Here is a 25,778-nt window from a genome sequence, read left to right as displayed (position 1 = left end):
AAACGTTTACAGGCAGCTGAACGGCCGGCTCTGGGCCACTTGCCGACCCTGGGCATCCAGCAGCGCGGCGCGCACCTCCTCGCCCTGGCTCGATTCCAGCAGTTGGTAATGGCCTCCGGCCTTGAACCCGGCATAGTCCAGGCGGCCCAGGCATTCAGGCTGCGCCGAGTTGCCGTTGGCCCCTTGCAGCAAGGCCATCTGCAATTGGTGCTGGCCGGGGCTGACCTGGAAGTAGCGGCCATCGTTCAGGCGCTTGCCATCGACGCTGTCGGCCAGCAAGTCGTTGGGCGACTCCGGGGAAAGATCGATCCAGGCCTGCTGCGGATCGGCCTTGGGCAGCGGCCCGGCACAGGCCGAAAGCAGGCACATAAGGCCCAGGCCCGGCAGCAGCAACAAGGGTTTGAGGGACATGGAAGAAACCTCGCAAATGACAGTAATGAGTGCGGCGCAGGCCCGAGACAATCGCCTGTGTCGATGCCGATCCAGCTTGTCGAGGCCCCGGAGCGAGAACAAATGAATCCACATGAAAGGAAATACAGGCCTTAGCTAAAACTTCCTTCACCTGGCTGAAAGCCGCGTGTTAGGTGGGTCGCTGCAGGCTGCCGAGGTTTGCAATCCCACTCCCTCGGAGGTTTTCGGCATGCTCGGGCTGGTCAAGACCGCACTGCTCAAGCCCTACACGTTCATCGTGCTGGCGATTTTCATCTGCATCATCGGGCCCCTGGCGGCCCTGCGTACCCCCACCGACGTGTTCCCCGACATCGGCATTCCGGTGGTGGCGGTGGTCTGGCAGTACAACGGCCTGTCGCCGGAGGCCATGGCCGGGCGGGTGATCTACACCTACGAGCGCTCACTGAGCACCACGGTCAACGACATCGAGCACATCGAATCGCAGTCGCTGCCGGGCATGGGCATCGTCAAGATCTTCTTCCAGCCCGGGGTCGATATCCGCACCGCCAACGCCCAGGTGACCGCCGTTTCACAAACCGTGCTCAAGCAGATGCCACCGGGCATCACCCCGCCGCTGATTCTCAACTACAGCGCCTCGACGGTGCCGATCCTGCAGATGGCCTTCTCCAGCCCGAGCCTGTCGGAAGCGAAGATCCGCGACCTGGTGCAGAACAACATCCGCCTGCCCCTGAGCGCCCTGCCCGGCCTGGCCATGCCCACGCCCATGGGCGGCAAACAACGGCAGATCACCCTCGACCTGGACCCACAAGCCCTGGCCGCCAAGGGCCTGTCGGCCCAGGACGTGGGCAACGCCCTGGCAGCGCAGAACCAGATCATCCCGGTGGGCACCGCCAAGCTCGGCAGCGATGAATACACGGTGCTGCTGAACAACAGCCCGACCGCCATCGAGGAGCTCAACGACCTGCCGATCAAGACCGTGGACGGTGCGTTGATCACCATCGGCCAGGTGGCCCACGTGCGCGACGGCTCGCCGCCGCAGACCAATATCGTGCGGGTCGACGGACGCCGCGCGGTGCTGATGCCGGCGCTGAAGAACGGCAATATCTCCACCCTGTCGATCGTCGACGGCATCCGCCAGATGCTGCCGCGGATCAACGAAACCCTGCCGCCAGCGCTGAAGACTTCGCTGCTGGGGGACGCCTCGGTGTTCGTCAAGCAGTCGGTGGGCAGCGTGGCTCGTGAGGGCATCATCGCCGCCCTGCTGACCAGCGCGATGATCCTGCTGTTCCTCGGCAGCTGGCGCTCGACCCTGATCATTGCCGCCTCGATCCCCCTGGCGGTGCTCGCGGCCATCGCCCTGCTGGCCGTCAGTGGCCAGACCCTCAACGTCATGACGCTGGGCGGCCTGGCCCTGGCGGTGGGAATCCTGGTGGACGACGCCACGGTGACCATCGAAAACATCAACTGGCACCTGGAACAGGGCAAGGCAGTGAAGGACGCGATCCTCGACGGCGCCAAGCAGATCGTCGGCCCGGCCTTCGTCTCGCTGCTGTGCATCTGCATCGTCTTCGTGCCGATGTTCCTGCTGCAAGGCATCGCCGGCTACCTGTTCCGGCCCATGGCCCTGGCGGTGATCTTCGCCATGGCCAGCTCGTTCATCCTCTCGCGGACCCTGGTGCCGACCCTGGCCATGTACCTGCTCAAGCCGCACACGCCGGAAGCAGGCCCCGGGCATCACCCGGAAGATGCTTTCATCAACCACCACGAAGGCGAACAGCACGCCAAGCCGCGCAATGCCCTGGTGCGCGGGCTGCTGGCCTTCCAGCAGGGTTTCGAGGCGCGCTTCTCCAACGTGCGCGACACCTATCACGGCCTGCTGCACCTGGCCCTGGGCCGGCGCAAGAGCTTCATCCTCGGCTTTCTTGCCTGTGTGCTGGCGTCCTTCGCCCTGCTGCCAAGCCTGGGCCAGGACTTCTTCCCCGCCACCGACGCCGGCGCCCTGGCCCTGCACGTGCGCCTGCCCCTGGGCACGCGGATCGAGGAAAGCGCGGCGGCCTTCGACCGCATCGAAGGGCGCATCCGCGAAGTAATCCCGCCGGAACAACTGGACAGCATCATCGACAACATCGGCATCCCCCTGAGCGGCATCGACATGGCCTACAGCAACAGCGGCACCATCGGTCCCCAGGACGGCGATATCCAGGTCACCCTGAAACCCGGCCACGCCCCTAGCGCCGACTACGTGAAGCAACTGCGCCAAGCCTTGCCGGAAAGCTTCCCGGGCAGCCAGTTCGCCTTTTTGCCGGCGGACATCAGCAGCCAGATCCTCAACTTCGGCGCCCCGGCCCCGCTGGACGTGAAAATCTCCGGGCCCAACGCCGAAGCCAACCGCGCCTTCGCCCTGGAACTGCAACGGCGCCTGCAGCATGTGCCGGGCATCGCCGACCTGCGCATCCAGCAGTCCACCGGCTACCCGTCCTTGCAGGTCAAGGTCGACCGCCTGCGGGCCAATGGCCTGGGGATCACCGAGCGCGACGTGACCAACAGCATGGTGGCCTCCCTGGCCGGCAGCTCCCAGGTGGCGCCGACCTTCTGGCTCAACCCGAAGAACGGCGTGTCCTACTCCATCGTCGCCGCCACCCCGCAGTACCGCCTGGACAGCCTGCCGGCCCTGGAGGCACTGCCGGTCACCGGCAGCAACGGCCAGTCGCAGATCCTCGGCGGCCTGGCAGACATCTCCCGGGGCGAGAGCCCGGCGGTGGTCAGCCACTACAACATCCAGCCCACACTGGACCTGTACGCCAACGTCCAGGGGCGTGACCTGGGCGCCGTGGCCCACGACATGCAAAAGGTCCTGGACGACGCCGCAGCCCTGCGGCCCAAGGGCGCCACGGTCAGCCTGCACGGGCAGATCGACGCCCTGCATGAAGCCTTCAGCGGCCTGAGCCTGGGCCTGCTGGGGGCGGTGGTGCTGATCTACCTGCTGATCGTGGTCAACTTCCAGTCCTGGGTCGATCCGTTCGTGATCATCACCGCGCTACCGGCGGCCCTGGCCGGGATCGTGTGGATGCTGTTCTTGAGTGGCACCTCGCTGTCGGTGCCGGCGCTGACCGGGGCCATCCTGTGCATGGGGGTGGCCACCGCCAACTCGATCCTGGTGGTGAGTTTCTGCCGCGAGCGCCTGGCGGAGCACGGCGATGCCCTCAAGGCCGCCCTGGAAGCCGGCTACACGCGCTTTCGCCCGGTGTGCATGACCGCCCTGGCGATGATCATCGGCATGCTGCCCCTGGCCCTGTCCGAAGAACAGAACGCGCCCCTGGGCCGCGCGGTGATCGGCGGGCTGCTCCTCGCCACCGTCGCCACCCTGATTTTTGTCCCCGTGGTCTTCAGCCTGGTCCACGGCCGCCGTCCCCAATCCGCTGTTGCTGGAGAAAACACCCATGTCGCCTGATCACACCCCTTCGCGCAAACGCCTGATGCTGCTGGGCATAGGCGGCCTGAGCCTGGCCGCCCTGCTGGTGGCCAGCGGCCTGGCCGCACGTACCCGGCATGAACGGGCCGTGGTCGCCTGGACCGAAACCGCCGCCGTGCCGCAGGTGCTGGTGTTCCAGCCGCAGCACAACCTACTGGGCGACACCCTGCGCCTACCGGCGCACCTGGAAGCCTGGAGCAAGGCACCGATCCACGCCCGGGTCAGCGGCTACCTCAAGGACTGGACCCAGGACATAGGCGCCAAGGTGACCGCCGGGCAAGTGCTGGCCCATATCGACAGCCCCGACCTGGATCAGCAAGTGGCCCAGACCCGGGCGCGGATGATCCAGGAGCAAGCCAACGCGCGGCTGGCCCAGACCACCGCCGAGCGCTGGCAGCACCTCTTGGCCAGCCATTCGGTATCGCGCCAGGAAGCCGATGAAAAAAGCTCCAACGCCGCCGCGGCCAAGGCCAATGCTGACGCAGCCGCCGCCGACTACGCACGGCTCACGGCGCTGGAAGACTACAAGACCATTCGCGCGCCGTTCGCCGGCACCATCACCGGCCGCCACACCGACATCGGCCAGTTGATCAAGGCCGACAACGACAGCGACCCGGAACTGTTCGACCTGGCAGACACCCACAAACTGCGGCTCTACGTACCGATTCCGCAGAACTACGCCAGCGTGATCCGCCCCGGCCTGGAAGCGCAGTTGAGCGTGCCCGAGCACCCGGGCCAGCACTTTCGCGCGCAACTGGTGGGCGACTCCACCGCCATCGACCCGCGCTCCGGCACCCTGCTGGCGCAGTTCGTCGCCGCCAACCCGGACGGCGCTCTGATGCCCGGCGACTACGCCGAGGCGAGCCTGGCGATTCCCGCCGACACCCACGGCGTGAGCATCCCCGCCAGCGCCTTGATCTTCCGCGCCCAGGGCACCCAGGTGGCGCTGATCGACGGTTCCCGGCACGTGCACCTGCGCAGCATCCATATCGGCCTCGACCTGGGCGAACGACTGGTGATCGACCAGGGCCTGCAAGCCACAGATCAGGTTATCGACAACCCGCCGGACGCCCTGCGCGAAGGTGACCTGGTGCAACTGGCGGACGCAGGAGGTGAGCATGCGCCCAAGGCTTGAACCCCTCGCCGCCCTGCTGTTGCTGGCCCTGCACGGCTGCTCCCTGGCGCCCCACTACCAGGTGCCGGCCATCGAGCTGCCGGCGCAATACCGCGAACAGAGCAGCGATGGCCCCTGGCACCCGGCCGTCACGCCCCAGGGGCTCGCCGAGCAGTGGTGGCTGCTGTACCAGGACTCGCGTCTGGACGACCTGCAACAGCGCCTGCTCCGGGCCAACCCGGACCTGGCGGCAGCCCTGGCCCACTACGACAGCGCCCAGGCCTACGCCAGCCAACTGCACGCCGGGCTGTTCCCGCAGATCAGCGCCAGCGCCCAGCCGTTGCGCCAACGCCAGTCGGACAGCCGCCCCCTGCGCGGCAGCAGCCAACCCTCGGTGTACAACAGCAACAGCGCCGGTTTTACCCTGAGCTTCGACCTCGACCTGTGGGGGCGCATCCGCAACCAGGCCGCAGCCGGCGATGCCCAGGCCCAAGCCTCCGGCGACGACCTGGCGACAGCGCGCCTGAGCCTGCAAAAACAGCTGGCGAGCCTGTATGTGCAACTCAATGGCCTGGATGCCCAGAGCCGGATCTTGAGCCACTCCCTGGAGGATTACGCCCAGGCCCTGCAACTGACCCGCGACCGTTATCAAGGGCAGATCGCCTCGGAACTGGACCTGACCCGGGCCCAGAGCCAACTGGCCAGCGCCGAGGCCGAACTGGACGAAGTGCGGGCCCAGCGCAACCTCAGCGAACACGCCATTGGCGAACTGGTGGGCGAACCGGCCAGCCAGTTCAGCCTTGCGCCCTCGGAACAGCTGCTAAGCCTGCCGAGCATTCCCCAACAACTGCCCAGCACCCTGCTGCAACGCCGGCCGGACATTGCCGCGGCGGAACGCCGGGTGTACGCCGCCAACGCCGGCATCGGCATCGCCCGCGCGGCCTGGTATCCGGATTTCAGCCTGACCGGGATGCTCGGTGGGCAGACCCAGGGCGTGGGTAATCTGCTGGCGGCGGGCAATCGCTATTGGGCCTTGGGCCCCCTGATGAACCTGCCGATCTTGGATGGCGGACGGCTGAGCGCCAATGAGCGCCAGGCCCACGCCGAGTTTGAAGAAGCCGCCGCGCATTACCGTGGGCAAGTGCTACGGGCGGTGCGCGAGGTGGAGGACAACCTGGGGCAACTGCGGGATCTGCGCCAGGAAGCGCTGGATCAGCAGGCGGCGGTGAATGCAGCGCAGCACACCCAGACCTTGGCCATGAACAGCTATCAGGCCGGGGCGGTGAGTTATCTGGATGTGGTCACGGCACAGACTGCAGCGCTGCAGGCGCAGCGGGGGTTGCAGGCGCTGCAGACGAGGCAGTTGCAGGCGAGCGTGGGGTTAGTGGTGGCGTTGGGTGGGGGGTGGAAAGGTGGGGCTTGAAACCTGAAGCATAATCGCCTGGCAGGTCTCTCCAAGGTGCCCCGGTGCGCAAAATCCAGAATACGGTGTTGATGAATAGCCGATTGTCCTTTGCTCGTCCTCCCCAGGAGCCTTCGCGGCCGGCTAAATGAGGTTTCAGCAAACTCCATACATTGTCGGAGATATCGTGGCGCCGATGGGTTGCAAGGGCATGACACGCTGGCCGTCTAACTAGGAAGACCGATTATCAATTTTTTTGAGTCTTGTGACGACCTATCTAGACGGCTGACGCGACAACTACCTTGAAAAACGCCGGAACAGGAAACGCACTTAAGCCAAGCCGGCTTAGCGTAGGACTTCCCCAAACTCTGCGGCCTGCCCTTCCCTTGTTGTACGTATCGATCAATCCTGACAGAAACTGTCACTGCCCTGCAGCATAATGACTGCAATGAGCAACTTCATCATGCTAATCATGAGCACTAAACCCTGTTACGAACATGAGACATTAAATTATGAGAGTTAATTACTGCGTCCTAGGCACAAACAACATGGCGGCTGCAACTGAGTTCTACAATGCACTCTTTGAGAAAACAGAACTCAAGTACTTGATATCAACAGACAGAATGACTTACTGGCAAAGTAACAATTTTTCATTTGCGCTAGCCACTCCCTTCAATAAGGAGCCTGCAACAAATGGAAATGGCACGATGATTGGTTTTAATGTTGACTCTGTAGAAAAAGTAAAAAGACTTCATGAAAAGGTGATTGAGCTAGGCGGTGCCTGCGAGGGTAAACCCGGCCAACGGGGGCCCTACTTTTCAGCGTATGCGAGAGACTTGGATAAAAACAAACTATGTTTTTCTGCCGAGATGCCTGCCTAATCTCATGTCCACAAGCTTTGATAGCTCACAAGGCAATACAAATATCTGAGCAGAAGTATTGTTTCACCATCAGTTCCTCTGACGGGGAACGGGTGGGTAAATGAGGTTTCAGCGAGCTCCATAAACTGTCGTAAATATCGTGACGCCGATAGGTTGCAAGAGCCACGACACGCTGACCGCCTAACTAAAAAGATCAATCATCAATGTTTTTTGAGTCTTGCGACGACACTCTCTAGTCTATTTTAAGGGGTGATATAGAGGTCGTTAGGGAGGTTCGGAATACATATCCATTGTTGCGTTTCGTTTTTACCGCGGTGGTATACATATCCGTTGCTGCGGGTGTGGCCACTTACGGTTTCGCTCTTACAGCGACTCACTTTTGAACAGCGCAAAAGTAAGCAAAACGCTTCTGCCCCTCCACTCGGCGCCTCGCCTAGGCTCGGCGTTCCCTCACTCCGGCATTGATCCGTGGGCCGCCGCCACAGGCCATCCATGGCCTGGGGCGGCTAACCCAGCGTCCTGCCGGGTTACCCACGGCTCAATGCCTGCGTTCGGCCATCGTGTCTAAGGGGGCAGGCAGATCAAGATCAAAATCTGACGGCGGCCTTGCGGCCGGCCTGAAGATGAGGCCGTGTGTACCGCCCCGTAGGAGCTGGCTTGCCAGCGAAGGCGTCCGCCAGAACGATGCATGACTTGAGGGCCCCTTCGCCGGCAAGCCGGCTCCTACGAAGAGCGCGTAAACGCGCTTGGCTTTTGATCTTGATCTTGATCTTCAGGCCCCTTCCCAGCAGGCCGAGCGCAGGCGTTGCGTAGGGGGCAGCTCGGCAAGGATGCCGAGCTAGCCGCCCCAGGCCATGGATGGCCTGGGGCGGCGGGTCCCCGGAGCGGCACCGGAGTGAGGGAACCCCGAGCCCCAGCGAGGGGCCCATGGAGGGGCAAGCGTTTTTGCTTACTTTTTGCTGGGCCGGCATTCCGGCGTTTGAAAAAAGTGAGTCGCCGTAAGGGCGAAACCCTAAGTGGCCGTGACCGCAGCAATGGATATGTACCCCATCAAAACCAGCCACCAGACAGTCGACACAACCACTCAAACATCACCTTCAACACCCGGTTGCACTGCTCCAGCATCCTTCCTATAGTCCGCCCCTCGCAGCCAGATCCGCGAGCGACCTTGGCCGGTCGAATATAGGAACGCATCCACTTTCAAACATCCTGGCAGTCGCCTTTGTTCCCGCGATCAGGAGTTATGACGGTGCTGCGCGGGACACCTCAGGGTGTGCTGTGGCCCTTTCCTCGGCCAACCTGCTCGCGTACCACTGCCTCAGCTCTTTCGGTCGGCAACCAAGGCGATTGCTCTATAAGCAGGAGCCATACCTATGACTGACCATCACCTCCCCCGCTTCACCCCCATCGACACCCACGACACCGAACACCCGGTGTTCTACCTCGACACCCAAGCCCCCTTGAGCGACCTGGCCAGCAGCGCCGCCCACCGTTTCACCGTGGTCCGCGACCTGATGGACAGCCTGTCCAGCCTGGAGCTGAAAGACATCAGCGATTGCGATCTGACCCGCATCACCCGTGGCGTGCACCTGCTGACACGAGAAGGCTGCGCGGTGCTGGAAGTGATTCAGTGGCGGGTGGCGTAGGAGCCGGCTTGCCGGCGAAGGCGGTCTTGCGGGCCTCTTCGCTGGCAAGCCAGCTCCTACAGAAGCCTGCGTATCTGCAAACGATCAGATATGACAGCTGCTCAGGCCGTTCTTTTCCAGGTAACGCTGGTGCTCTTCATCCGCCAGTTCAAAGCGCCCCAGTGGCACGACCACCGTGGCTACGGGTTTGTTGAGGCGTCCGGAGTCTTGCAGGGCGGTCTTGGCCGCCCTCGCCTGTTCGGCCTGCATGGCGTTGGTGTGGAAGATCGCCGAGCGATACTTCACCCCGCCATGCTCGCCCTGGCGATCCACCGAGGTGGGATCGTGCAGGCCCCAGAAGTGTTCGATCAGAGTCGAATAAGCCAGCACCTGGGGGTCGAAATCCACCTGCACCACTTCTATCTGCAAGGCTTCGTCCGCCGCTTCCACGGCGTAGCCAACGCGGCTGCCAACTACTCCAGGCAGGGCCCGGAACGCGGCTTCCGCGCCCCAGAAGCAGCCGGCGCCGAAGGTCGCCTGTTCGACGCTGTTCACCGGCGCCCCGCTCATTGCGCCACTCCCACTTTTTCACCGCTGGCGCCCAGCCAGCCATCGACGATCTGCGGATGCGCCGCCACCCATTCCTTGGCCGCCTGCGCCGCCGGTTGCTGTTCCTTTTCAATCTTGAGGATCAGGTCGTTCAGGGCCTGAGGCTCGATGCTGAAGTTCTCCAGGAACGCGGCAATTCGCGGTGCGCGCTTTTGCAGGGCGCTGGAGGCCAGGACATACACCCGGGCATCCGGGTAGGCGCAGGTGATCTTGCTCTTGCTCAGCCAGTCGGCGTCCACCGTGGGGCTGATGAATTTCCAGCAGCCATCGGCCTTGTACAGCGGGTCGCCCTTCTTGTTGTCCTGGGCATAGCCGTCGAACGCCGGTTCATCCAGGCGGCGCAGGTCGAAGGCGGAGAAGATCCAGTCCGGGGTGTAGGCGTAGAACACCACGCCGCGCTGGGCCTTGTAGGCCGCGGCGAGCTTGGCGTAGGTCACCGAGGCTTCGGTGGACACCGATTCGAATTTATCGGCAAAGCCGAAGTCCTTGGCCTTGATCTCGCCGATGTAGGTGGACTCCCAGCCCGCAGGGCCCACCAGCAGTTGCGCCTTGCCGCCGCCCAGGGGTTCGAAGAGTTTCGCCACTTCAGGCTTTTGCAGGTCGTAGACCGATTTCACGCCGTATTTGTCTTGCAGGTAGCCGGGAATGTAGAAGCCTTGCACCCCCAGGTACGGCTGCTTGTTGGGCACCAGGGAGCGGGTGCCGCCGGTGACGTATTTGGCCCAGGCGGCAGACTGGTTGGGCAGCCAGATATCGGTCAGCACGTCCACCGAGCCATCGCCCTTGGCAGCGGCGGCGAACAGCACCGGCACGTCGCCGGCCAGGTAGGAAACGTCGCCGTCGAGGCGGCTCTTGATCACTTCGCCGAGGATGTTCTGGATGGCGATGGCGCCGGTCCAGTTCTGTTCGCCGATAACGATCTTGTCCTTGGCCAGCACCGGCAGGGACAAACCCAACAGCAGCGCGGCGGCGCCAAGGGTACGGGTAAACGACTTGTTCAAGGGACACCTCATGATTGATGCAATGTGCGATCCCGCTGGCGCAGGGTCGCTTGAATGATGCGGTCGGGAATCAACGCGCAGAACACGATCGCGGCGCCGGCCAACATGCCCTCGCCGCCCTTGATGTTGCGCAGCGCGGTCATCACGTCGTAGCCCAGGCCACCGGCGCCGATCAGCGCCGCCACCACCACCATCGACAGGCTCATCACCAGGGTCTGGTTGATCCCCAGCAGCAAGGAACCCGCAGCCAGGGGCAGCTCGACCTTGGTCAGGATCTGCCAGGGTGTGGCGCCGTGGGCCAGGGCCGCTTCGACGGCGGTCTTGGGCACTTCCTGAATCCCCAGGGCAGTGAGGCGGATCATCGGCGCCAGGGCGAAGATCACCGTGGCGATCACCGCCGGGGTCTTGCCCACCGAGAAGAACGCCACCGCCGGGATCAGGTACACGAAGGTCGGCAGGGTCTGCATCACGTCCAGCAAGGGGGTGATCAGGCGCCGGGCCAGGGCGCGCTTGGCCAGGAGGATGCCGGCAGGCACGCCAATCAACAGCGAGATCAGCACCGAGGAACCCACCAGGGCCAGGGTGGCGATGGTCCGTTCCCAGAAGCCGAACAGACCGATGTAGAGCAAGGCGACGGCGCTGGTCAGGGCCAGGGCGGCGCCGGCGCTGCGCCAGGCCAGCAGCACCAGGGCCAGGGCCGGCACCGGCCAGGGCAGCCAGCCCAGCAGGCTTTCGATGCTTTCGATCACCGTGCGCACGGCCACTATCACGCCGACGAAGGTGCTTTCAAAGGTGACCTGGGACCAGCCGATCAACTGGTCGATGGCCGCCGCGGTGCCCAGCAGCACTTGGCGGTCGGCGGGAAACTGCAGCCAGGGGCCAGAGGCATCGGCGACCAGAACCCGCCACAGCACCAGGGCCTGGCACAGCAGCAATACCAGCCACGGCAGGCGCCAGTCGGAACGGCCCTGGCGGCTGGGGCGCCGGGCCAGGGTCAGGCTCAACAGGCGGCTGCACAGCAGGCCGAGCAGCGCCAGGGCGCCCCAGGCAAGACTGGCCGTGGCCAGCCCCTGCCCCAGGGCCGCGGCGGCGCCCAGCTCCAGGGCAAAGCCCAGCCAATACAGGCCACCACGACCGCTGGCAGCCAGGGCCGCCGGCCCCAGTAGCAGGGTCTGGGCCAAGGACAATCCAGGGCTGGCCGGTGCCGGCGCCACCCCGCGCTTGCCCGGGGTCGGCAAGACCGTCACCGGCGTGTCGCTGCGGGCCCCGTGGTCCTGAAAGAAGTCCGCCACTTCGGCATCCGCCGGCTGCTCCAGCAACTCACCGGGGGTGCCCAGCTGGATCAGTTGGCCGTGGCGCAGCACGGCAATGCGGTCCGCCAGGCGCAAGGCTTCTGCCGGGTCGTGGGTCACCAGCAAAGTGGTGATGCCGCGCTCGCGCACCACCCGCAAAAAGTGGCTTTGCAGGTCGCGGCGGATGGTCGGGTCGAGGGCACTGAAGGGTTCGTCCATCAGCAGGATGTCCGGTTCGCTGACCAGGGCCCGGGCCAGGCCGACGCGCTGCTGCATGCCGCCGGACAGTTCATGGGGGTAGTGCTCGCCCCAGCCGTCCAGGCCCATGGCTTGCAGTTGCAGATCGGCCGCGGCATGGCGCTGGGGTTCGGGCTCTCCGCGCAGTTCCAGGGGCAAGGCGACGTTGTCGCGCACGCTGCGATGGGGCAACAGGCCAAAATGCTGGAACACCATGCCGATGCGCCGGGAACGCAGGGTGCGCAGTTCCTCGGCCGAGAGTTGGCTGATGGCCGCACCGTCGATCAGCACCTCGCCGCTGCTGGGCTCGATCAGCCGGTTGATATGCCGCAGCAAGGTGGACTTGCCACTGCCGGAGGTGCCCATCAGGCACAGCACTTCGCCACGGCGCACCTGGAGGCTGACCTGCTGCACCGCCGGCGGCGCGCTCTGGCCACGGCGACGGGCGTAGTGCTTGGTCAGGTTGCGCAACTCCAGCACCACGTCGGCGGGGCTCGGTGGCGTGGCGGCTGAGGCTGGGACGGCGAAAGCCTCTTGGGGGTGAACGGCAGACACGGGAACTCCTGACGCCGGGCGCGGGATGGCGTAGCCGGCGGTGAACAAGAAAAAAAGAGGGGGCCTGTTCGCCGGCAAGCCGGCTCCTACAACGGCATCGCGTAGTGCATGTAGGAGCTGGCTTGCCAGCGAAGGCAATCTAACCAGCGATCACAACTTCTTGGGGCTCCACAACTGCACGGCCCGCGCATCCACTGGCTTGGGCAAGAGCTTTTCCTGGTAGAAGGCATCGGCGATTTTCTGCTGCTCGCCCAAGGCGTCCGGCTTCACCACTTCCACCTGATAGGTGCGGCGGCTGTTGGCCAGTTCCACGGTCGGTACATCCAGGTTGCCCCACAGCGGGCCCAGCAGTCTTGCCGCCTCGGCCGGATGCGCCTTGACCCAGGTGCCGGTCTTCTGCAGCTCGGCAAACACCTGGTTCAGCACCTCGGGATGGGCCTTGGCGTAGTCGCTGGATGCCAGGTAGTACCGGCGATAGCTGGCCAGCCCCTGGCCGTCGTGCAGCACCCGCGCGCCCTGCTGGCGCTGGGCGCTGGCGACGAAGGGTTCCCAGGTGACCCAGGCATCGACCTTGGCGGTTTCCAGGGCGGCGCGGCCATCGGCCGGGGTCAGGTACACCGGTTGTATATCAGCGAAGCTCAGCCCTGCTTCGCGCAAGGCGGCAATCAGCAGGTAATGGCTGCCGGCGGCCTTGGTCACGGCGATGCGCTTGCCCTTGAGGTCGGCCAGGGATTTGAGCGGCGAGTCCTTGGCAATGACGATGGACTGGGCGGCGGGTGATGGGGTTTCGGTGGCGAAATAGGTCAGCTTGGCCCCGGCGGCCTGGGCGAAGACCGGCACCGTGTCGGCGACATCCGCGCTGATATCGACATTGCTCACATTCAGCGATTCCGCCAGCGGCAGGCCACTGGTGAATTCGTGCCAGGTGATCTTCACCCCCTGCCCCGCCAGCTGTTTTTCCAGGGTGCCCTGGGCCTTGAGCAAGGCCAGCAGGGTCGAGGATTTCTGGTAGCCGATGCGCAGGTCGGTGTCGGCCTGGGCATTCAAGGCCATGCCCAGCGCCAGGCCGGCCAGGGCGGTGATCGACAAGCTGCGACGCAAAGCAAAGGGCAGGCGCATGGGGGCGGACCTTCTGAGAGACAGGAAAGTCGCTAAAAGCTAATCGATCTAACAAATCGAAAATAAATACTTTTTAGGAATTAGCTTAGGTTCGTGCGACTGACTACCCCTAGCGCTCACAGGGCTTGGAACCGCCGAACTGGGTTTGCCGCAGGCAGAAGAAGCCGTTTTTCTTCAAGGTCAGCGGGGCCACGGCACAAGGCAGCACGGCCTGATTGACCTCGATCGACACCCGCTCGCCCTGCAACTCGCGCTCGTCCAGCCGTAGCTCGCAACTGCCCGCCTGGTTGCCGGCTGTGTAGCCGATATTGCTGATCACCCGGTTGTCCAGTTTGATCACCAGGGGGTTCTGCGCCGCCGAACAGGCCGAGAGGCTCGGGTGGCGGGCGTTGATGCTCAGATGGTTGTCATCGCCGGTGGCCGCCGGGACCAGGGGAACGAACAGCAGCGACATCAGATGGTGGGACGGCGCGGAGGTCAGCTTCACATACAGCGGCTCGGGCCCGCAGGCCAGCTTGAACGAAGTGCCCTGGTCATACCTTCCCTTGCTGGCGTCCTGCCAACCGCCAAGGCTGTCGGCCTTCCAGTCATGGCCCCATTTGTAATCGATACAACCCCCCAGGCTCAGAGCCAGGGCCAAACAGAGCGCCATCCTGTGCATAGTCGACATCCCGTGCGAAAAGTTCGCCAGTGTACGCCAGGACCAGCGGCTGACGATGCCCTTGTAGGAGCTGGCTTGCCAGCGAAGGCGTCGCCATGGGCGGTACATGTCTTGCGGGCCTCTTCGCCGGCAAGCCGGCTCCTACGGTTGGTGTTGGGCGATGGATTGGGAGGCGGCGAGCATGGCGCGCAGCAGCACGGCGCAGCCGGCGGCCAGGTCGTCGGGGTCGGCGTTCTCGATTTCGTTGTGGCTGATGCCGCCTTCGCAAGGCACGAAGATCATCCCCGCCGGGCCCAGTTCGGCGACGAAGATCGCGTCGTGCCCGGCGCCGCTGACGATGTCCATATGGGACAGGCCCAGCCCCTGGGCCGCGCCGCGCACGGCTTCGACACAGACGGGGTCGAAATACAGCGGCGGGAAGTCCGCGGTCGGGGTCAGTTCGAAGCTCAGGCCGTGCTCTTCGCAGGTGTTGTCGATCACCTGGCGCACTTCGGCAATCATCGAATCCAGGCGCGCCGGCTCCAGGTGGCGGAAGTCCAGGGTCATGCGCACCTCTCCCGGGATCACGTTGCGCGACCCCGGATAGGCTTGCAGGCAGCCGACGGTGCCGCAGGCATGGGGCTGGTGACCGAGGGCGGCGCGGTTGACCGCCGCCACCACGGCGGCGGCGCCCACCAGGGCGTCCTTGCGCAGGTGCATGGGGGTCGGCCCGGCGTGGGCTTCGACGCCCCGCAGCTTGAGGTCGAACCACTTCTGGCCGAGGGCGCCGAGCACGATGCCGATGGTCTTGCGTTCGTCTTCAAGGATCGGCCCCTGCTCGATATGGGCCTCGAAATAGGCGCCCACCGGGTGCCCGCTGACCTGGCGCTTTCCGGCGTAGCCGATGGCATTCAGGGCCTCGCCGACGCTGACGCCCTCGGCGTCGGTCTTGGCCAGGGTATCTTCCAGGGTGAATTTTTCGGCGAACACCCCGGAGCCCATCATGCACGGCGGGAAGCGCGAGCCTTCTTCGTTGGTCCACACCACCACTTCCAGGGGCGCCTCGGTTTCCAGCTTGAGGTCGTTGAGGGTGCGCAGCACTTCCACCCCGGCCAGCACGCCGAAGCAGCCGTCGAACTTGCCACCGGTGGGCTGGGTGTCGATATGGCTGCCGGTCATCACCGGTGGCAGTTGCGGGTTGCGCCCGGGACGGCGGGCGAAGATGTTGCCGATGCCGTCCACCGTGACCGTGCAGCCGGCCGCTTCGCACCATTGCACGAACAGGTCCCGGGCCTGGCGGTCGAGGTCGGTCAGGGCCAGGCGACAAACCCCGCCCTTGACCGTGGCGCCGAGCCGGGCCAGCTCCATGAGCGACTGCCAGAGGCGGTCGCGGTTGATGTGCTGATGGCTGGATTGCAGAACCTCAACGGCAGCGTTCATGGTGATCTCCTCAGGCATTTCTTCTGATGGTGTCGGGGGATTCGTGCCAGCAATCGCCCGGGATAATGGCCTGGCAAAACCTGTATCTGTAGGAGCCGGCCGGGCGGCGCTCCGCTTGCCGGCGAAGAGGCCCTCGAGCCGGGTGCAAGGCTGAGGACGCCTTCGCTGGCAAGCCAGCGCCTACAACAAACACCGCCAGCCCACCGTAGGAACCGGCTTGCCGGCGAATAGGCCCTGGAGCCTTGTGCCGTCGTGGCTGACGCCTTCGCTGGCAAGCCAGCTCCTACGGGAATGGTGGTGAGCGAGAGCGCTGGTTGGGTGTTCATGTTGGGGTCTTGGCGGTCGCCACCTGGGGGCTGCGCCAGGTGCACAGGCCGTAATACAGCAGCCCGCCCAGGGCCGAGCCGGTGAACCAGCCGTAGCTGTAGAACCAACTGAAAGCGTCGCTGCCCAGGGACATCAGGGTCAGCGCCACCGGCACGCCGAAGGCGATGAAGCCGTGCCAGTTCCACGCCGGGTAGACGTCGTCGCGGTACAAGCCGGCCAGGTCCAGGCGCTGTTTCTTGATGATGAAATAGTCCACCACCATGATCCCGGCAATCGGCCCCAGGAGGCTGGAATAGCCCAGCAGCCAGTTGGAATACACGGTCTCCAGGCTGACGTCGGAAATCAGCAGGCCGAGCTTTTTCAGCAGCTCGTGGCCCATCAGCGCCAGCCCCACCAGGCCGGTGAGGATCACCGCCTTGGTGCGGCCGATCAGCTTCGGGGCAATGTTCTGGAAGTCGTTGGTGGGCGAGACAATGTTGGCCGCGGTGTTGGTGGACAAGGTGGCGATGATGATCAGCGCCATGGCCAGGGCCACCCAGCCCGGGCTCTGGATATGGCCGATCAGGCTCACCGGGTCGGACACCGTGACCCCCACCAGTTTCACCGAGGCGGCGGTCATCACCACGCCCAGAGAAGCGAACAGGAACATGGTCAACGGCAAGCCGAAGATCTGCCCGAGGATCTGGTCCTTCTGGCTTTTCGCGTAGCGGCTGAAGTCGGGAATATTCAGCGACAGGGTGGCCCAGAAGCCGACCATCGCCGTGAGCCCGGCCATGAAGTAACTGGTGACGCTGGCGCCTTCGGGACGCTTGGGCGGGATTGCCAGCAACTCGCTCAGGGACACATTGGGCAAGGCCCACACCAGCAGGCCGATGCCCACCGCCACCAGCAGTGGCGCGGACAGGGTTTCCAGCCACTTGATCGACTCGGCGCCGCGCAGCACCACCCACAGGTTGAGGGTCCAGAAGATCATGAAACCGATCACTTCACCGGTGCCGCCCAGGGCCTTCCAACCCTCGAAGATCGAGCCCAGGAACAGATGGATCGCCAGGCCGCCGAACAGGGTCTGGATGCCGAACCAGCCGCAGGCCACCAAGGCGCGGATCAGACACGGCACGTTGGAGCCGATGATGCCGAACGACGAGCGCAGCAGCACCGGGAACGGGATGCCGTACTTGGTGCCGGCAAAGGCGTTGAGGGTCAGGGGCACCAGCACCACGATATTGGCCAGGAGGATCGCCAGCAGCGCCTCGCCGACGCTGAGGCCGAAGTAAGCGGTGAGCACCCCGCCCAGGGTGTAGGTGGGCACGCAGATCGACATGCCGATCCACAATGCGGTGATGTGCCATTTGTTCCAGGTGCGCTCCTGGACCTTGGTCGGTGCGATGTCGTGGTTGTAACGGGGGCTGTCGAGTACGTCGCTGCCGGCGTCCAGCTCGTACAAGCCGGCGCGCTCGGTGACCTGGGATCTGTTCTGTTGCATGGCCGCTCCACTGTTGTTCTGATTATTTTGCTCATCAGGGCGGCAGGCGAAGGGTTCGCGCGCCGGACGATGGCCGGAGAACTTACGACTTCCAGCCTCTGGCACATCGACCTGCGGCGGCACTCAATAAAGATGCCAAGTACTTGCGCGGGCGCTGCTGCACAGTCGGCGGAATCCATGTAAACAACTGATGTAGTTGGGTTTTATGCAAGCAACTTGCGAGTCCCTGGTTAGTTGCCAATTCACTCAGGCCGGGTGTTTGGCAAGTTGTCCATTCGGTCAGGACCCAAAGCAGTGCACAGTTATTTTTTTAATTATTTATCGGTTTTCCCAGTGCCTCCTCAAGCGGCTGATTCGACATAGGAAATCTCGACTATTTTTCGATCCTGTCAAGTGCGTCAAAATGGTGAGGCGCTGCACCATTTTGCAGATTTCTATTTTTTATCCTTATATTTCAACTATTTATATTGAATATAAGCTTATAAAAAATATTCTTGCTGTTTCTTATAACTCGGGCTAGCTTCTATTCCTGACACGGCTGACAGGATTGTAAAGTTATCAGCGCGTTCAATAAAAAAGTTAGAACCGGCACCAGTCGGTCATGCCTGCGAGGAACTCGGAATGTCTCTGTTGATCCGTGGCGCCACCGTTATTACCCATGATGAAAGTTATACAGCCGACGTCCTCTGCGCAGAGGGCCTGATTAGAGCCATCGGCAACAATCTGGATATTCCCGCAGGCTGCGAAGTGCTCGATGGCAGCGGCCAATACTTGATGCCTGGCGGCATCGACCCCCACACCCACATGCAACTGCCTTTCATGGGCACGGTGGCCAGCGAAGACTTTTTCAGTGGCACCGCGGCGGGCCTGGCGGGGGGCACCACTTCGATCATCGACTTCGTGATTCCCAACCCCCAGCAGTCGTTGCTGGAAGCCTTCCACCAGTGGCGCGGCTGGGCCGAAAAATCCGCCAGCGATTACGGTTTCCATGTCGCCATCACCTGGTGGAGCGAGCAGGTCCGCGAGGAAATGGCCGAGCTGGTGCAGCACCACGGCATCAACAGCTTCAAGCACTTCATGGCCTACAAGAACGCGATCATGGCCGCCGACGACACCCTGGTGGCGAGCTTCGAGCGCTGCCTGGAGCTGGGCGCAGTGCCCACGGTGCACGCGGAAAATGGCGAGCTGGTGTATCACCTGCAACGCAAGCTGATGGCCCAGGGCATCACCGGCCCGGAAGCACACCCGCTGTCGCGCCCCTCCCAGGTGGAAGGCGAAGCCGCCAGCCGGGCGATCCGCATTGCCGAAACCATTGGCACGCCGCTGTACCTGGTGCATGTATCGACCCAGGAGGCCCTGGACGAAATCACCTACGCCCGCAGCAAGGGCCAACCGGTCTACGGTGAAGTGCTGGCCGGCCACCTGCTGCTGGATGACAGCGTCTACCGCCACCCCGACTGGCAGACCGCCGCCGGCTACGTGATGAGCCCACCATTCCGCCCCATCGGCCATCAACAGGCGCTGTGGCATGGCCTGCAATCGGGCAACCTGCACACCACCGCCACCGACCACTGCTGCTTCTGCGCCGAACAGAAAGCCGCCGGCCGCGACGACTTCAGCAAGATCCCCAACGGCACCGCCGGCATCGAAGACCGCATGGCGGTGCTGTGGGACGAAGGGGTGAACAGCGGGCGCCTGTCGATGCAGGAGTTCGTCGCCCTGACCTCCACCAACACCGCGAAGATCTTCAACCTCTACCCGCGCAAGGGCGCGATCCGCGTCGGCGCCGATGCCGACCTGGTGCTCTGGGACCCGCAAGGCAGCCGCACCATCTCCGCCAAGACCCACCACCAGCAGGTGGACTTCAACATCTTCGAAGGCAAGACCGTGCGCGGCGTGCCCAGCCACACCATCAGCCAGGGCAAGCTGGTGTGGGCCGACGGCGACCTGCGAGCCGAACGCGGCGCCGGGCGCTACATCGAACGGCCGGCCTACCCGGCGGTGTTCGACCTCTTGAGCAAGCGCGCCGAGCGGCACAAACCGACTGCCGTCAAACGCTGACCGCCACTCCCCGCCCATCACAGGAGCCGGCTTGTGTAGGAGCTGGATTGTGTAGGAGCTGGCTTGCCAGCGAAGGCGTCCTCAAAGCCCCCACAGGACTCAAGGCCCTCTTCGCCGGCAAGCCGGCTCCTACACGAAATTCGCAAAGATGCCCGTCAGAGGCAGCCAAAAAACCGTGAGGCCTGAACCGTGATCAAGACCTTGAACCACTTGCCCCACCCAACCGAGGACGGCGCCACCCTCGCCGGCCATTTCACCGACCTGGCACCGCCACTCAACGCCCGCCAGGCCCACCTGGAAGCCTCGCGCTGCCTGTATTGCTACGACGCGCCCTGCGTCAACGCCTGCCCCAGCGAGATCGACATCCCTTCGTTCATTCGTAATATCCACACCGACAACGTCCAGGGCGCGGCGCAGAAGATCCTCTCGGCCAATATCCTCGGCGGCAGTTGCGCCCGGGTCTGCCCCACGGAAATCCTCTGCCAGCAGGCCTGCGTGCGCAACAACGCCCAGGAGTGCGCGCCGGTGCTGATCGGCCTGTTGCAACGCTACGCCGTGGACAACGCGCACTTCACCCAGCACCCGTTCCAGCGCGCCGCGCCCACCGGCAAGCGCATCGCTGTGGTCGGTGCCGGCCCGGCGGGCTTGTCCTGCGCCCACCGCTGCGCTCTGCACGGCCATGAAGTGGTGATTTTCGAAGCCCGGGACAAAGCCGGCGGCCTCAACGAATACGGGATCGCCAAGTACAAGCTGGTGGACGATTTTGCCCAGCAGGAACTGGAGTTCCTCCTGGGCATCGGCGGGATCGAGATTCGCCACGGGCAGAAGCTCGGCGACAACCTCAGCCTGACCGAACTGCACCAGCAGTTCGACGCGGTGTTCCTCGGCCTCGGCCTGGCCGCCAGCAAGCTGCTGGGGCTGGCACACGAGGATGCCCCCGGGCTGTTGGCCGCCACCGACTACATCCGCGAACTGCGCCAGGCCGACGACCTCAGCCAGTTGCCACTGGCCGAGCACTGCATCGTCCTCGGCGCGGGCAACACCGCCATCGACATGGCAGTGCAGATGGCCCGCCTCGGCGCTCGCGACGTCAACCTGGTGTACCGCCGCGGCATCGAGGACATGGGCGCCACCCACCACGAGCAGGAAATCGCCAAAGCCAACCAGGTGCGCCTGCTGACCTGGGCCGCGCCCCAGGAGGTGCTGCTCAATGATCAAGGACAGGTGCGCGGCATGCGCTTCGCCCGCACCCAGCTACTGGACGGCCGCCTGCAAACCACCGGCGATACTTTTGAACTGACCGCCAACGCGATCTTCAAGGCCATCGGCCAGGGCTTCGACGGCGCCGCCCTGAGCGACCCGCTGGTCCGGGAACTGCAACGCAGCGGCGAGCGCATCCAGGTGGACGAACACCTGCGCACCAGCATCCCCGGGGTCTATGCCGGCGGCGACTGCGTCAGCCTCGGCCAAGACCTCACGGTGCAGGCGGTACAACACGGCAAGCTGGCCGCAGAAGCCATGCATGCCCGACTCATGCTCAACCAGGAGGCTGCGTAAATGGCCGATCTGTCGATTGTCTTTGCTGGCATCAAAGCCCCCAACCCGTTCTGGCTGGCCTCCGCGCCCCCCACCGACAAGGCCTACAACGTGGTCCGCGCCTTCGAGGCCGGCTGGGGTGGCGTGGTCTGGAAAACCCTCGGCGAGGACCCGGCGGCGGTCAACGTGTCGTCGCGCTACTCGGCACACTTCGGGCCTAACCGCGAGGTCATGGGCATCAACAATATCGAGCTGATCACCGACCGTTCCCTGGAGATCAACCTCCAGGAAATCACCCAGGTGAAGAAGGACTGGCCGGACCGCGCGCTGATCGTTTCGCTGATGGTGCCCTGCGAGGAAGCGTCGTGGAAAGCCATCCTGCCCCTGGTGGAAGCCACCGGCGCCGATGGCATCGAACTGAACTTCGGCTGCCCCCACGGCATGCCGGAACGGGGCATGGGCGCGGCTGTGGGCCAGGTGCCGGAATACGTCGAGCAGGTGACCCGCTGGTGCAAGACCTACTGTTCGCTGCCGGTGATCGTCAAGCTGACGCCGAACATCACCGACATCCGCACCGCGGCCCGCGCCGCCCATCGCGGTGGCGCCGACGCGGTGTCGCTGATCAACACCATCAACTCCATCACCAGCGTCGACCTGGAACGCATGGTCGCCCACCCGATGGTCGGCAGCCAGAGCACTCATGGCGGTTACTGCGGCTCGGCGGTCAAGCCGATTGCCCTGAACATGGTGGCCGAGATCGCCCGCGACCCACAGACCCAAGGCCTGCCGATCTGCGGCATAGGCGGCATCGGCAACTGGCGCGATGCCGCCGAGTTCGTGGCCCTGGGCTGCGGTGCGGTGCAGGTGTGCACCGCCGCCATGCTTCACGGCTTTCGCATCGTCGAAGAGATGAAGGACGGTCTATCGCGATGGATGGACAGCCAGGGCTACCACAGCCTGCAAGACTTCAGCGGGCGCGCCGTGGGCAACACCACCGACTGGAAGTACCTGGATATCAACTACCAGGTGATCGCGAAAATTGACCAGGAGGCGTGCATCGGTTGCGGACGCTGCCACATTGCCTGCGAAGACACTTCGCACCAGGCGATTGCCAGCCTCAGGCAAGCGGACGGCACCCATAAATATGAGGTGATCGACGACGAATGCGTGGGTTGCAACCTGTGCCAGATCACCTGCCCGGTGCAGGATTGCATCGACATGGTGCCTCAGGAAACCGGCAAGCCGTTCCTGGACTGGCAGCACGATCCGCGCAATCCCTACCACGAAGCTGTTTGAGAGAGAGGCCTGCTCTTGCCGGCGAAGGTGGTCTTGCGGGCCTCTTCGCTGGCAAGCCAGCTCCTACGGCTGGCAGAAATATCGCGGGGGATCTGTAGGAGCCGGCTTGCCGGCGAAGGCGATCTTGCGGGCCTCTTCGCTGGCAAGCCAGCTCCTACGGCTGGCAGAAATATCGCGGGGGGATCTGTAGGAGCCGGCTTGCCGGCGAAGGTGGTCTTGCGGGCCTCTTCGCTGGCAAGCCAGCTCCTACGGCTGGCAGAAATATCGCGGGGGGATCTGTAGGAGCCGGCTTGCCGGCGAAGGCGGTCTTGCGGGCCCTTTCGCTGGCAAGCCAGCTCCTACGGCTGGCAGGAATATCGCGGGAGGATCTGTAGGAGCCGGCTTGCCGGCGAAGGCGGTCTTGCGGGCCCTTTCGCTGGCAAGCCAGCTCCTACGGCTGGCAGAGATATCGCGGGGGATCTGTAGGAGCCGGCTTGCCGGCGAAGGCGGTCTTGCGGGCCCTTTCGCTGGCAAGCCAGCTCCTACGGTAGGCGGCGATGCAGGCTCAGGGCTCCAGGCCAATACCTCGAAGAATCACGCTGGTGACGGTCTGCACCGCCCGCTCGAACTGCAGGTCCGACAGCGGCTGGTGCTCGTTGAGGATCATCACCTGATGGTCGAAGTCGGCGTAATGCTGGGTCGAGGCCCAGATCATGTACAGCAGGCTCGACGGCTCCACCGGCAGAATCCGCCCATCCTCGACCCACTGGCGAATCTTCGCTTCCTTCATCTTCGCCCAGTCGTAGAGGCTGGCATCCAGGGCTTCGCCCAGCGTCGGCGCGCCATGGATGATCTCGTTGGCCCAGACCTTGGAACCATAGGGCCGGCTGCGGGAATGCTGCATCTTGGCGCGGATGTAACTGCTCAGTACCACTCGTGGGTCGTCGAACATTTCAAAGCACAGGGCGTCCTGCTTCCACACCTCCAGCAGGCCCAGCAGCACCGCGCTGTACAACTCGCTCTTGGTGCTGAAGTAGTAATGCAGGTTGGAGCGCGGCAGTTGCACTTGCTCGGCGATATCCGCCATGGCGGTGCCGGCATAGCCCTTTTCAGCAAAGACTTTCTCGGCACCCAGGAGGATTTTTTCCACGTTGCTGCGACGGATCTCGATCTTGTGATTGCCCATGAGGGCTCCCTGAAAACAGCCTGGGGCAAGACTAGCATCCACCCGCGCACTGCGGGGAGCCGTCAGGCCTGGGACATTGCGGGCCGACGCCGGTCTTTCGCCGCCAGGCCGTATTGGGTAGGATCGGCATCCCGCTCATTTGCAGCAGCCACTGCGGTGCTCCGTCCAGGCGTTAATTCGCGACACGGGCATACAGGTCTCTGCCCGAATGCCGGCCCTGCCCCATCGCCGGCCATCTGTCCTGTTACCGATGGAACATGCCCATGAAGATTCGCCCTCGCGTCGCTGCGGACGACGCCCTGCTGACCGCGCTCTGGGAGCGCTCGGTACGCGCCACCCATGACTTTATCGCTGAAGACGATATCCAGCGCCTGTACCCGCTGGTGCGCGACAGCTACCTGCCGGCCCTCGAGGTGCTGGTCTGGGAAAACCCCGACGCCAGCCCCGCAGGTTTTATCGCCACCAGCGACGACATCGTGCAGATGCTGTTTATCGAGCCGGCCCTGCGCGGCCAGGGCATCGGCCGCACGCTGCTGGATCAGGTGCGTCGCCCTGGCCTGAAGGTCGACGTCAATGAACAGAACCCCAAGGCCCATGGTTTCTACCGTCACTATGGTTTCGTCGACTGCGGCCGCTCGGAAACCGACGGTGAAGGCCGGCCGTTTCCGATCATTCACATGCAGTTGCAAGATCGTTGAGCCCCACTCTCTTTAAAGGTAACCCTGTCATGTCCCTGAAAAACCTGTTCACCACCACCGCCCTGCTCGCCTCCCTGCTGGCCACCACCTCGGTGTTCGCCCATGCCCATCTGAAAAGCTCGACCCCGGCCGCCGACAGCAGCGTCACCGCGCCGACTGCGCTGCGCCTGGTCTTCACCGAAGGCGTGGAAGCGGCCTTCACCCAGGTCAAGCTGAGCAAGGACGGCACCCCGGTGGAAGTCAAAAGCCTCGCCAGCGAAGGCAGCGACAAGAAAGTCCTGATCGTCACCCCGGCCGCCACGCCGCTGCGTGCCGGCGAGTACAAGGTGCAATGGCACGCCGTGTCGGTGGATACCCACAAGAGCGAAGGCAGCTACAGCTTCAAGGTGAGCCAGTAACCCATGGCGTCATGGCTGGTGCTGTGCCGCTTCGTGCACTTCGCGGTGATCTTGACCCTGGTTGGTGCCTGGGTGTTTCGCCCGCTGTTGCTGGGGCTCGATCCGCAGCCCGGCACGCATCAAGCCGTTGAGCACCGACTGGAGCGACTCAGCCGCTGGCTGGCGCTGGTTGGCCTGGGCAGCGGCCTGTGCTGGCTGCTGCTGATCACCGCCAGCATGGCCGGCGCCTGGTCGGCGGCGCTGGACCCGGCGACCGTGCAGTTGGTGCTGGGCAAGACCTTTTTCGGCCAGGTCTGGACTTGGCACCTGCTGCTCAACCTGCTGTTGCTCGGCCTGCTGCTGACCCCGCTGGGCCGGCGCCTGTCGGTGCAACTGGGGCTCGGCGCGCTGCTGTTGGCCACCCTGGCACCGGTGGGTCACGGGGCCATGCTCGATGGCCTGCAGGGGCAGTTGTTGATCCTCAACCAGATCGTGCACTTGAGCTGTGTCGGCATCTGGCTGGGAGGCTTGCTGGTGTTGTTGCTGGTGTTGCGGCAACCCGCGGGCCTGTCTGTCGAGCCCTTGTTAAAGCGCTTCAGCGGCGTGGGTTATGGGCTGGTAACCGGCTTGCTGATAACCGGCCTGATCAACGTGCGGGCGCTCACCGGGCAATGGTGGCCGACGCCATTGTTCAATGGTTTTGCCCTGATCCTGCTAATCAAGGTGTTGCTGGTGGCGGGCATGCTCGGGCTGGCGCTGTTCAACCGCCTGCGAATCCGCGGCTGCGACCAGCGCCTGTCGAGCCTGCGCAACAGCGTGCAGGTGGAATGGCTGCTGGGGGTGGCCGCAGTGGCCGCAGTCTCGCTGCTGGGCACCTTGCCGCCAATGCAAGCGGTCTGAACGATCCCCCCGGTAGGAGCTGGCTTGCCAGCGAAGAGGCCCGCAAGATCGCCTTCGCCGGCAAGCCGGCTCCTACAGATCCCCCGCGATATTCCTGCCTACCGTAGGAGCTGGCTTGCCAGCGAAGAGGCCCGCAA

The 25,778-nt window shown here is 64.1% G+C and carries 20 protein-coding genes and 1 pseudogene; 11 read left to right on the top strand and 10 right to left on the bottom strand.

The window, feature by feature from the left end:
- Positions 1–6 precede the first annotated feature (6 nt).
- Positions 7–411, bottom strand: a complete 405-nt coding sequence (locus GV819_RS22070) for a hypothetical protein (RefSeq protein WP_161758168.1) — start codon at positions 409–411, stop codon at positions 7–9.
- 229 nt (positions 412–640) lie between these two features.
- Here GV819_RS22070 and GV819_RS22065 point away from each other — a divergent pair, with 229 nt between their 5' ends.
- Genes GV819_RS22065 through GV819_RS22055 form a run of 3 tightly spaced genes read left to right on the top strand, consistent with a single transcriptional unit; the run spans position 641 to position 6,420 of the window.
- Positions 641–3,862 (top strand): efflux RND transporter permease subunit, encoded by a 3,222-nt coding sequence (locus GV819_RS22065; RefSeq protein ID WP_161758167.1) that lies wholly within the window; start codon positions 641–643, stop codon positions 3,860–3,862.
- On the top strand, positions 3,852–5,018 hold the full coding sequence (locus tag GV819_RS22060) for an efflux RND transporter periplasmic adaptor subunit (protein ID WP_161758166.1): 1,167 nt from the start codon (positions 3,852–3,854) through the stop codon (positions 5,016–5,018). The genes GV819_RS22065 and GV819_RS22060 overlap by 11 nt, the downstream gene beginning before the upstream one ends.
- Positions 5,002–6,420 carry an efflux transporter outer membrane subunit gene (locus GV819_RS22055; protein WP_161758165.1) on the top strand — a complete coding sequence of 473 codons (1,419 nt, stop codon included), beginning with the start codon at positions 5,002–5,004 and terminating at the stop codon, positions 6,418–6,420. Before GV819_RS22060 ends, GV819_RS22055 begins: the two co-directional genes overlap by 17 nt.
- Here the strand turns inward: GV819_RS22055 and GV819_RS22050 are convergent.
- Positions 6,410–6,583, bottom strand: a pseudogene (locus tag GV819_RS22050) (transposase); the annotation flags it as partial. The gene GV819_RS22055 and the pseudogene GV819_RS22050 sit on opposite strands and share 11 nt — an antisense overlap.
- A gap of 328 nt (positions 6,584–6,911) precedes the next feature.
- On the opposite strand from GV819_RS22050, the gene GV819_RS22045 reads away from it, so the two are divergent.
- On the top strand, positions 6,912–7,280 hold the full coding sequence (locus GV819_RS22045) for a VOC family protein (RefSeq protein ID WP_161758164.1): 369 nt from the start codon (positions 6,912–6,914) through the stop codon (positions 7,278–7,280).
- Between the two features lie 1,373 nt (positions 7,281–8,653).
- A complete protein-coding gene (locus GV819_RS22035; RefSeq protein WP_161758162.1) occupies positions 8,654–8,926 on the top strand; it encodes a hypothetical protein in 273 nt (90 codons plus the stop codon).
- A gap of 84 nt (positions 8,927–9,010) precedes the next feature.
- Here GV819_RS22035 and msrA read toward each other — a convergent pair whose 3' ends face one another.
- The 7 genes from msrA to GV819_RS22000 all read right to left on the bottom strand — a co-directional run bounded on the left by msrA (position 9,011) and on the right by GV819_RS22000 (position 17,608).
- The gene (gene msrA / locus GV819_RS22030; RefSeq protein WP_178124844.1) at positions 9,011–9,475 is read right to left on the bottom strand and encodes a peptide-methionine (S)-S-oxide reductase MsrA; all 465 of its coding nucleotides are present in this window, start codon (positions 9,473–9,475) and stop codon (positions 9,011–9,013) included.
- A complete protein-coding gene (locus tag GV819_RS22025) occupies positions 9,472–10,527 on the bottom strand; it encodes an ABC transporter substrate-binding protein (RefSeq protein WP_161758161.1) in 1,056 nt (351 codons plus the stop codon). Before GV819_RS22025 ends, msrA begins: the two co-directional genes overlap by 4 nt.
- Positions 10,524–12,599 carry an ATP-binding cassette domain-containing protein gene (locus tag GV819_RS22020; RefSeq protein ID WP_161758160.1) on the bottom strand — a complete coding sequence of 692 codons (2,076 nt, stop codon included), beginning with the start codon at positions 12,597–12,599 and terminating at the stop codon, positions 10,524–10,526. The genes GV819_RS22025 and GV819_RS22020 overlap by 4 nt, the downstream gene beginning before the upstream one ends.
- 150 nt (positions 12,600–12,749) lie before the next feature.
- Entirely contained in the window at positions 12,750–13,718 is a 969-nt protein-coding gene (locus GV819_RS22015; RefSeq protein ID WP_161758159.1) for an aliphatic sulfonate ABC transporter substrate-binding protein, read from the bottom strand.
- Between the two features lie 109 nt (positions 13,719–13,827).
- Positions 13,828–14,358 carry a hypothetical protein gene (locus GV819_RS22010; protein WP_256667562.1) on the bottom strand — a complete coding sequence of 177 codons (531 nt, stop codon included), beginning with the start codon at positions 14,356–14,358 and terminating at the stop codon, positions 13,828–13,830.
- Positions 14,359–14,520: 162 nt separating this feature from the next.
- A complete protein-coding gene (locus tag GV819_RS22005; protein ID WP_161758158.1) occupies positions 14,521–15,798 on the bottom strand; it encodes a Zn-dependent hydrolase in 1,278 nt (425 codons plus the stop codon).
- Between the two features lie 322 nt (positions 15,799–16,120).
- Complete coding sequence (locus GV819_RS22000; protein WP_161758157.1) at positions 16,121–17,608, bottom strand: NCS1 family nucleobase:cation symporter-1; 1,488 nt, start codon at positions 17,606–17,608, stop codon at positions 16,121–16,123.
- 621 nt (positions 17,609–18,229) lie between these two features.
- Here GV819_RS22000 and hydA point away from each other — a divergent pair.
- The 3 genes from hydA to preA all read left to right on the top strand — a co-directional run bounded on the left by hydA (position 18,230) and on the right by preA (position 22,501).
- Complete coding sequence (gene hydA, locus GV819_RS21995; RefSeq protein ID WP_161758156.1) at positions 18,230–19,669, top strand: dihydropyrimidinase; 1,440 nt, start codon at positions 18,230–18,232, stop codon at positions 19,667–19,669.
- Between the two features lie 189 nt (positions 19,670–19,858).
- On the top strand, positions 19,859–21,226 hold the full coding sequence (locus GV819_RS21990; RefSeq protein ID WP_161758155.1) for an NAD(P)-dependent oxidoreductase: 1,368 nt from the start codon (positions 19,859–19,861) through the stop codon (positions 21,224–21,226).
- Entirely contained in the window at positions 21,227–22,501 is a 1,275-nt protein-coding gene (preA, locus tag GV819_RS21985) for an NAD-dependent dihydropyrimidine dehydrogenase subunit PreA (RefSeq protein ID WP_161758154.1), read from the top strand.
- Positions 22,502–23,045: 544 nt separating this feature from the next.
- On the opposite strand, the gene GV819_RS21980 is transcribed toward preA, so the two are convergent.
- Positions 23,046–23,666 carry a TetR/AcrR family transcriptional regulator gene (locus GV819_RS21980; protein ID WP_161758153.1) on the bottom strand — a complete coding sequence of 207 codons (621 nt, stop codon included), beginning with the start codon at positions 23,664–23,666 and terminating at the stop codon, positions 23,046–23,048.
- 263 nt (positions 23,667–23,929) lie between these two features.
- Here GV819_RS21980 and GV819_RS21975 point away from each other — a divergent pair, with 263 nt between their 5' ends.
- The 3 genes from GV819_RS21975 to copD are packed head-to-tail and all read left to right on the top strand — an operon-like array spanning position 23,930 to position 25,641.
- On the top strand, positions 23,930–24,364 hold the full coding sequence (locus GV819_RS21975) for a GNAT family N-acetyltransferase (RefSeq protein WP_161758152.1): 435 nt from the start codon (positions 23,930–23,932) through the stop codon (positions 24,362–24,364).
- Positions 24,365–24,393: 29 nt separating this feature from the next.
- Entirely contained in the window at positions 24,394–24,762 is a 369-nt protein-coding gene (copC, locus tag GV819_RS21970; RefSeq protein WP_161758151.1) for a copper homeostasis periplasmic binding protein CopC, read from the top strand.
- A gap of 3 nt (positions 24,763–24,765) precedes the next feature.
- Positions 24,766–25,641 (top strand): copper homeostasis membrane protein CopD, encoded by an 876-nt coding sequence (gene copD, locus GV819_RS21965; protein WP_161758150.1) that lies wholly within the window; start codon positions 24,766–24,768, stop codon positions 25,639–25,641.
- Positions 25,642–25,778 lie beyond the last annotated feature (137 nt).

This window comes from Pseudomonas sp. Fl5BN2 (genome assembly GCF_009908205.1).
GTDB lineage: Bacteria > Pseudomonadota > Gammaproteobacteria > Pseudomonadales > Pseudomonadaceae > Aquipseudomonas.
The sequence above is the reverse complement of the archived record's forward strand: the minus strand, read 5'-3'. Positions and strand labels throughout refer to the sequence as shown.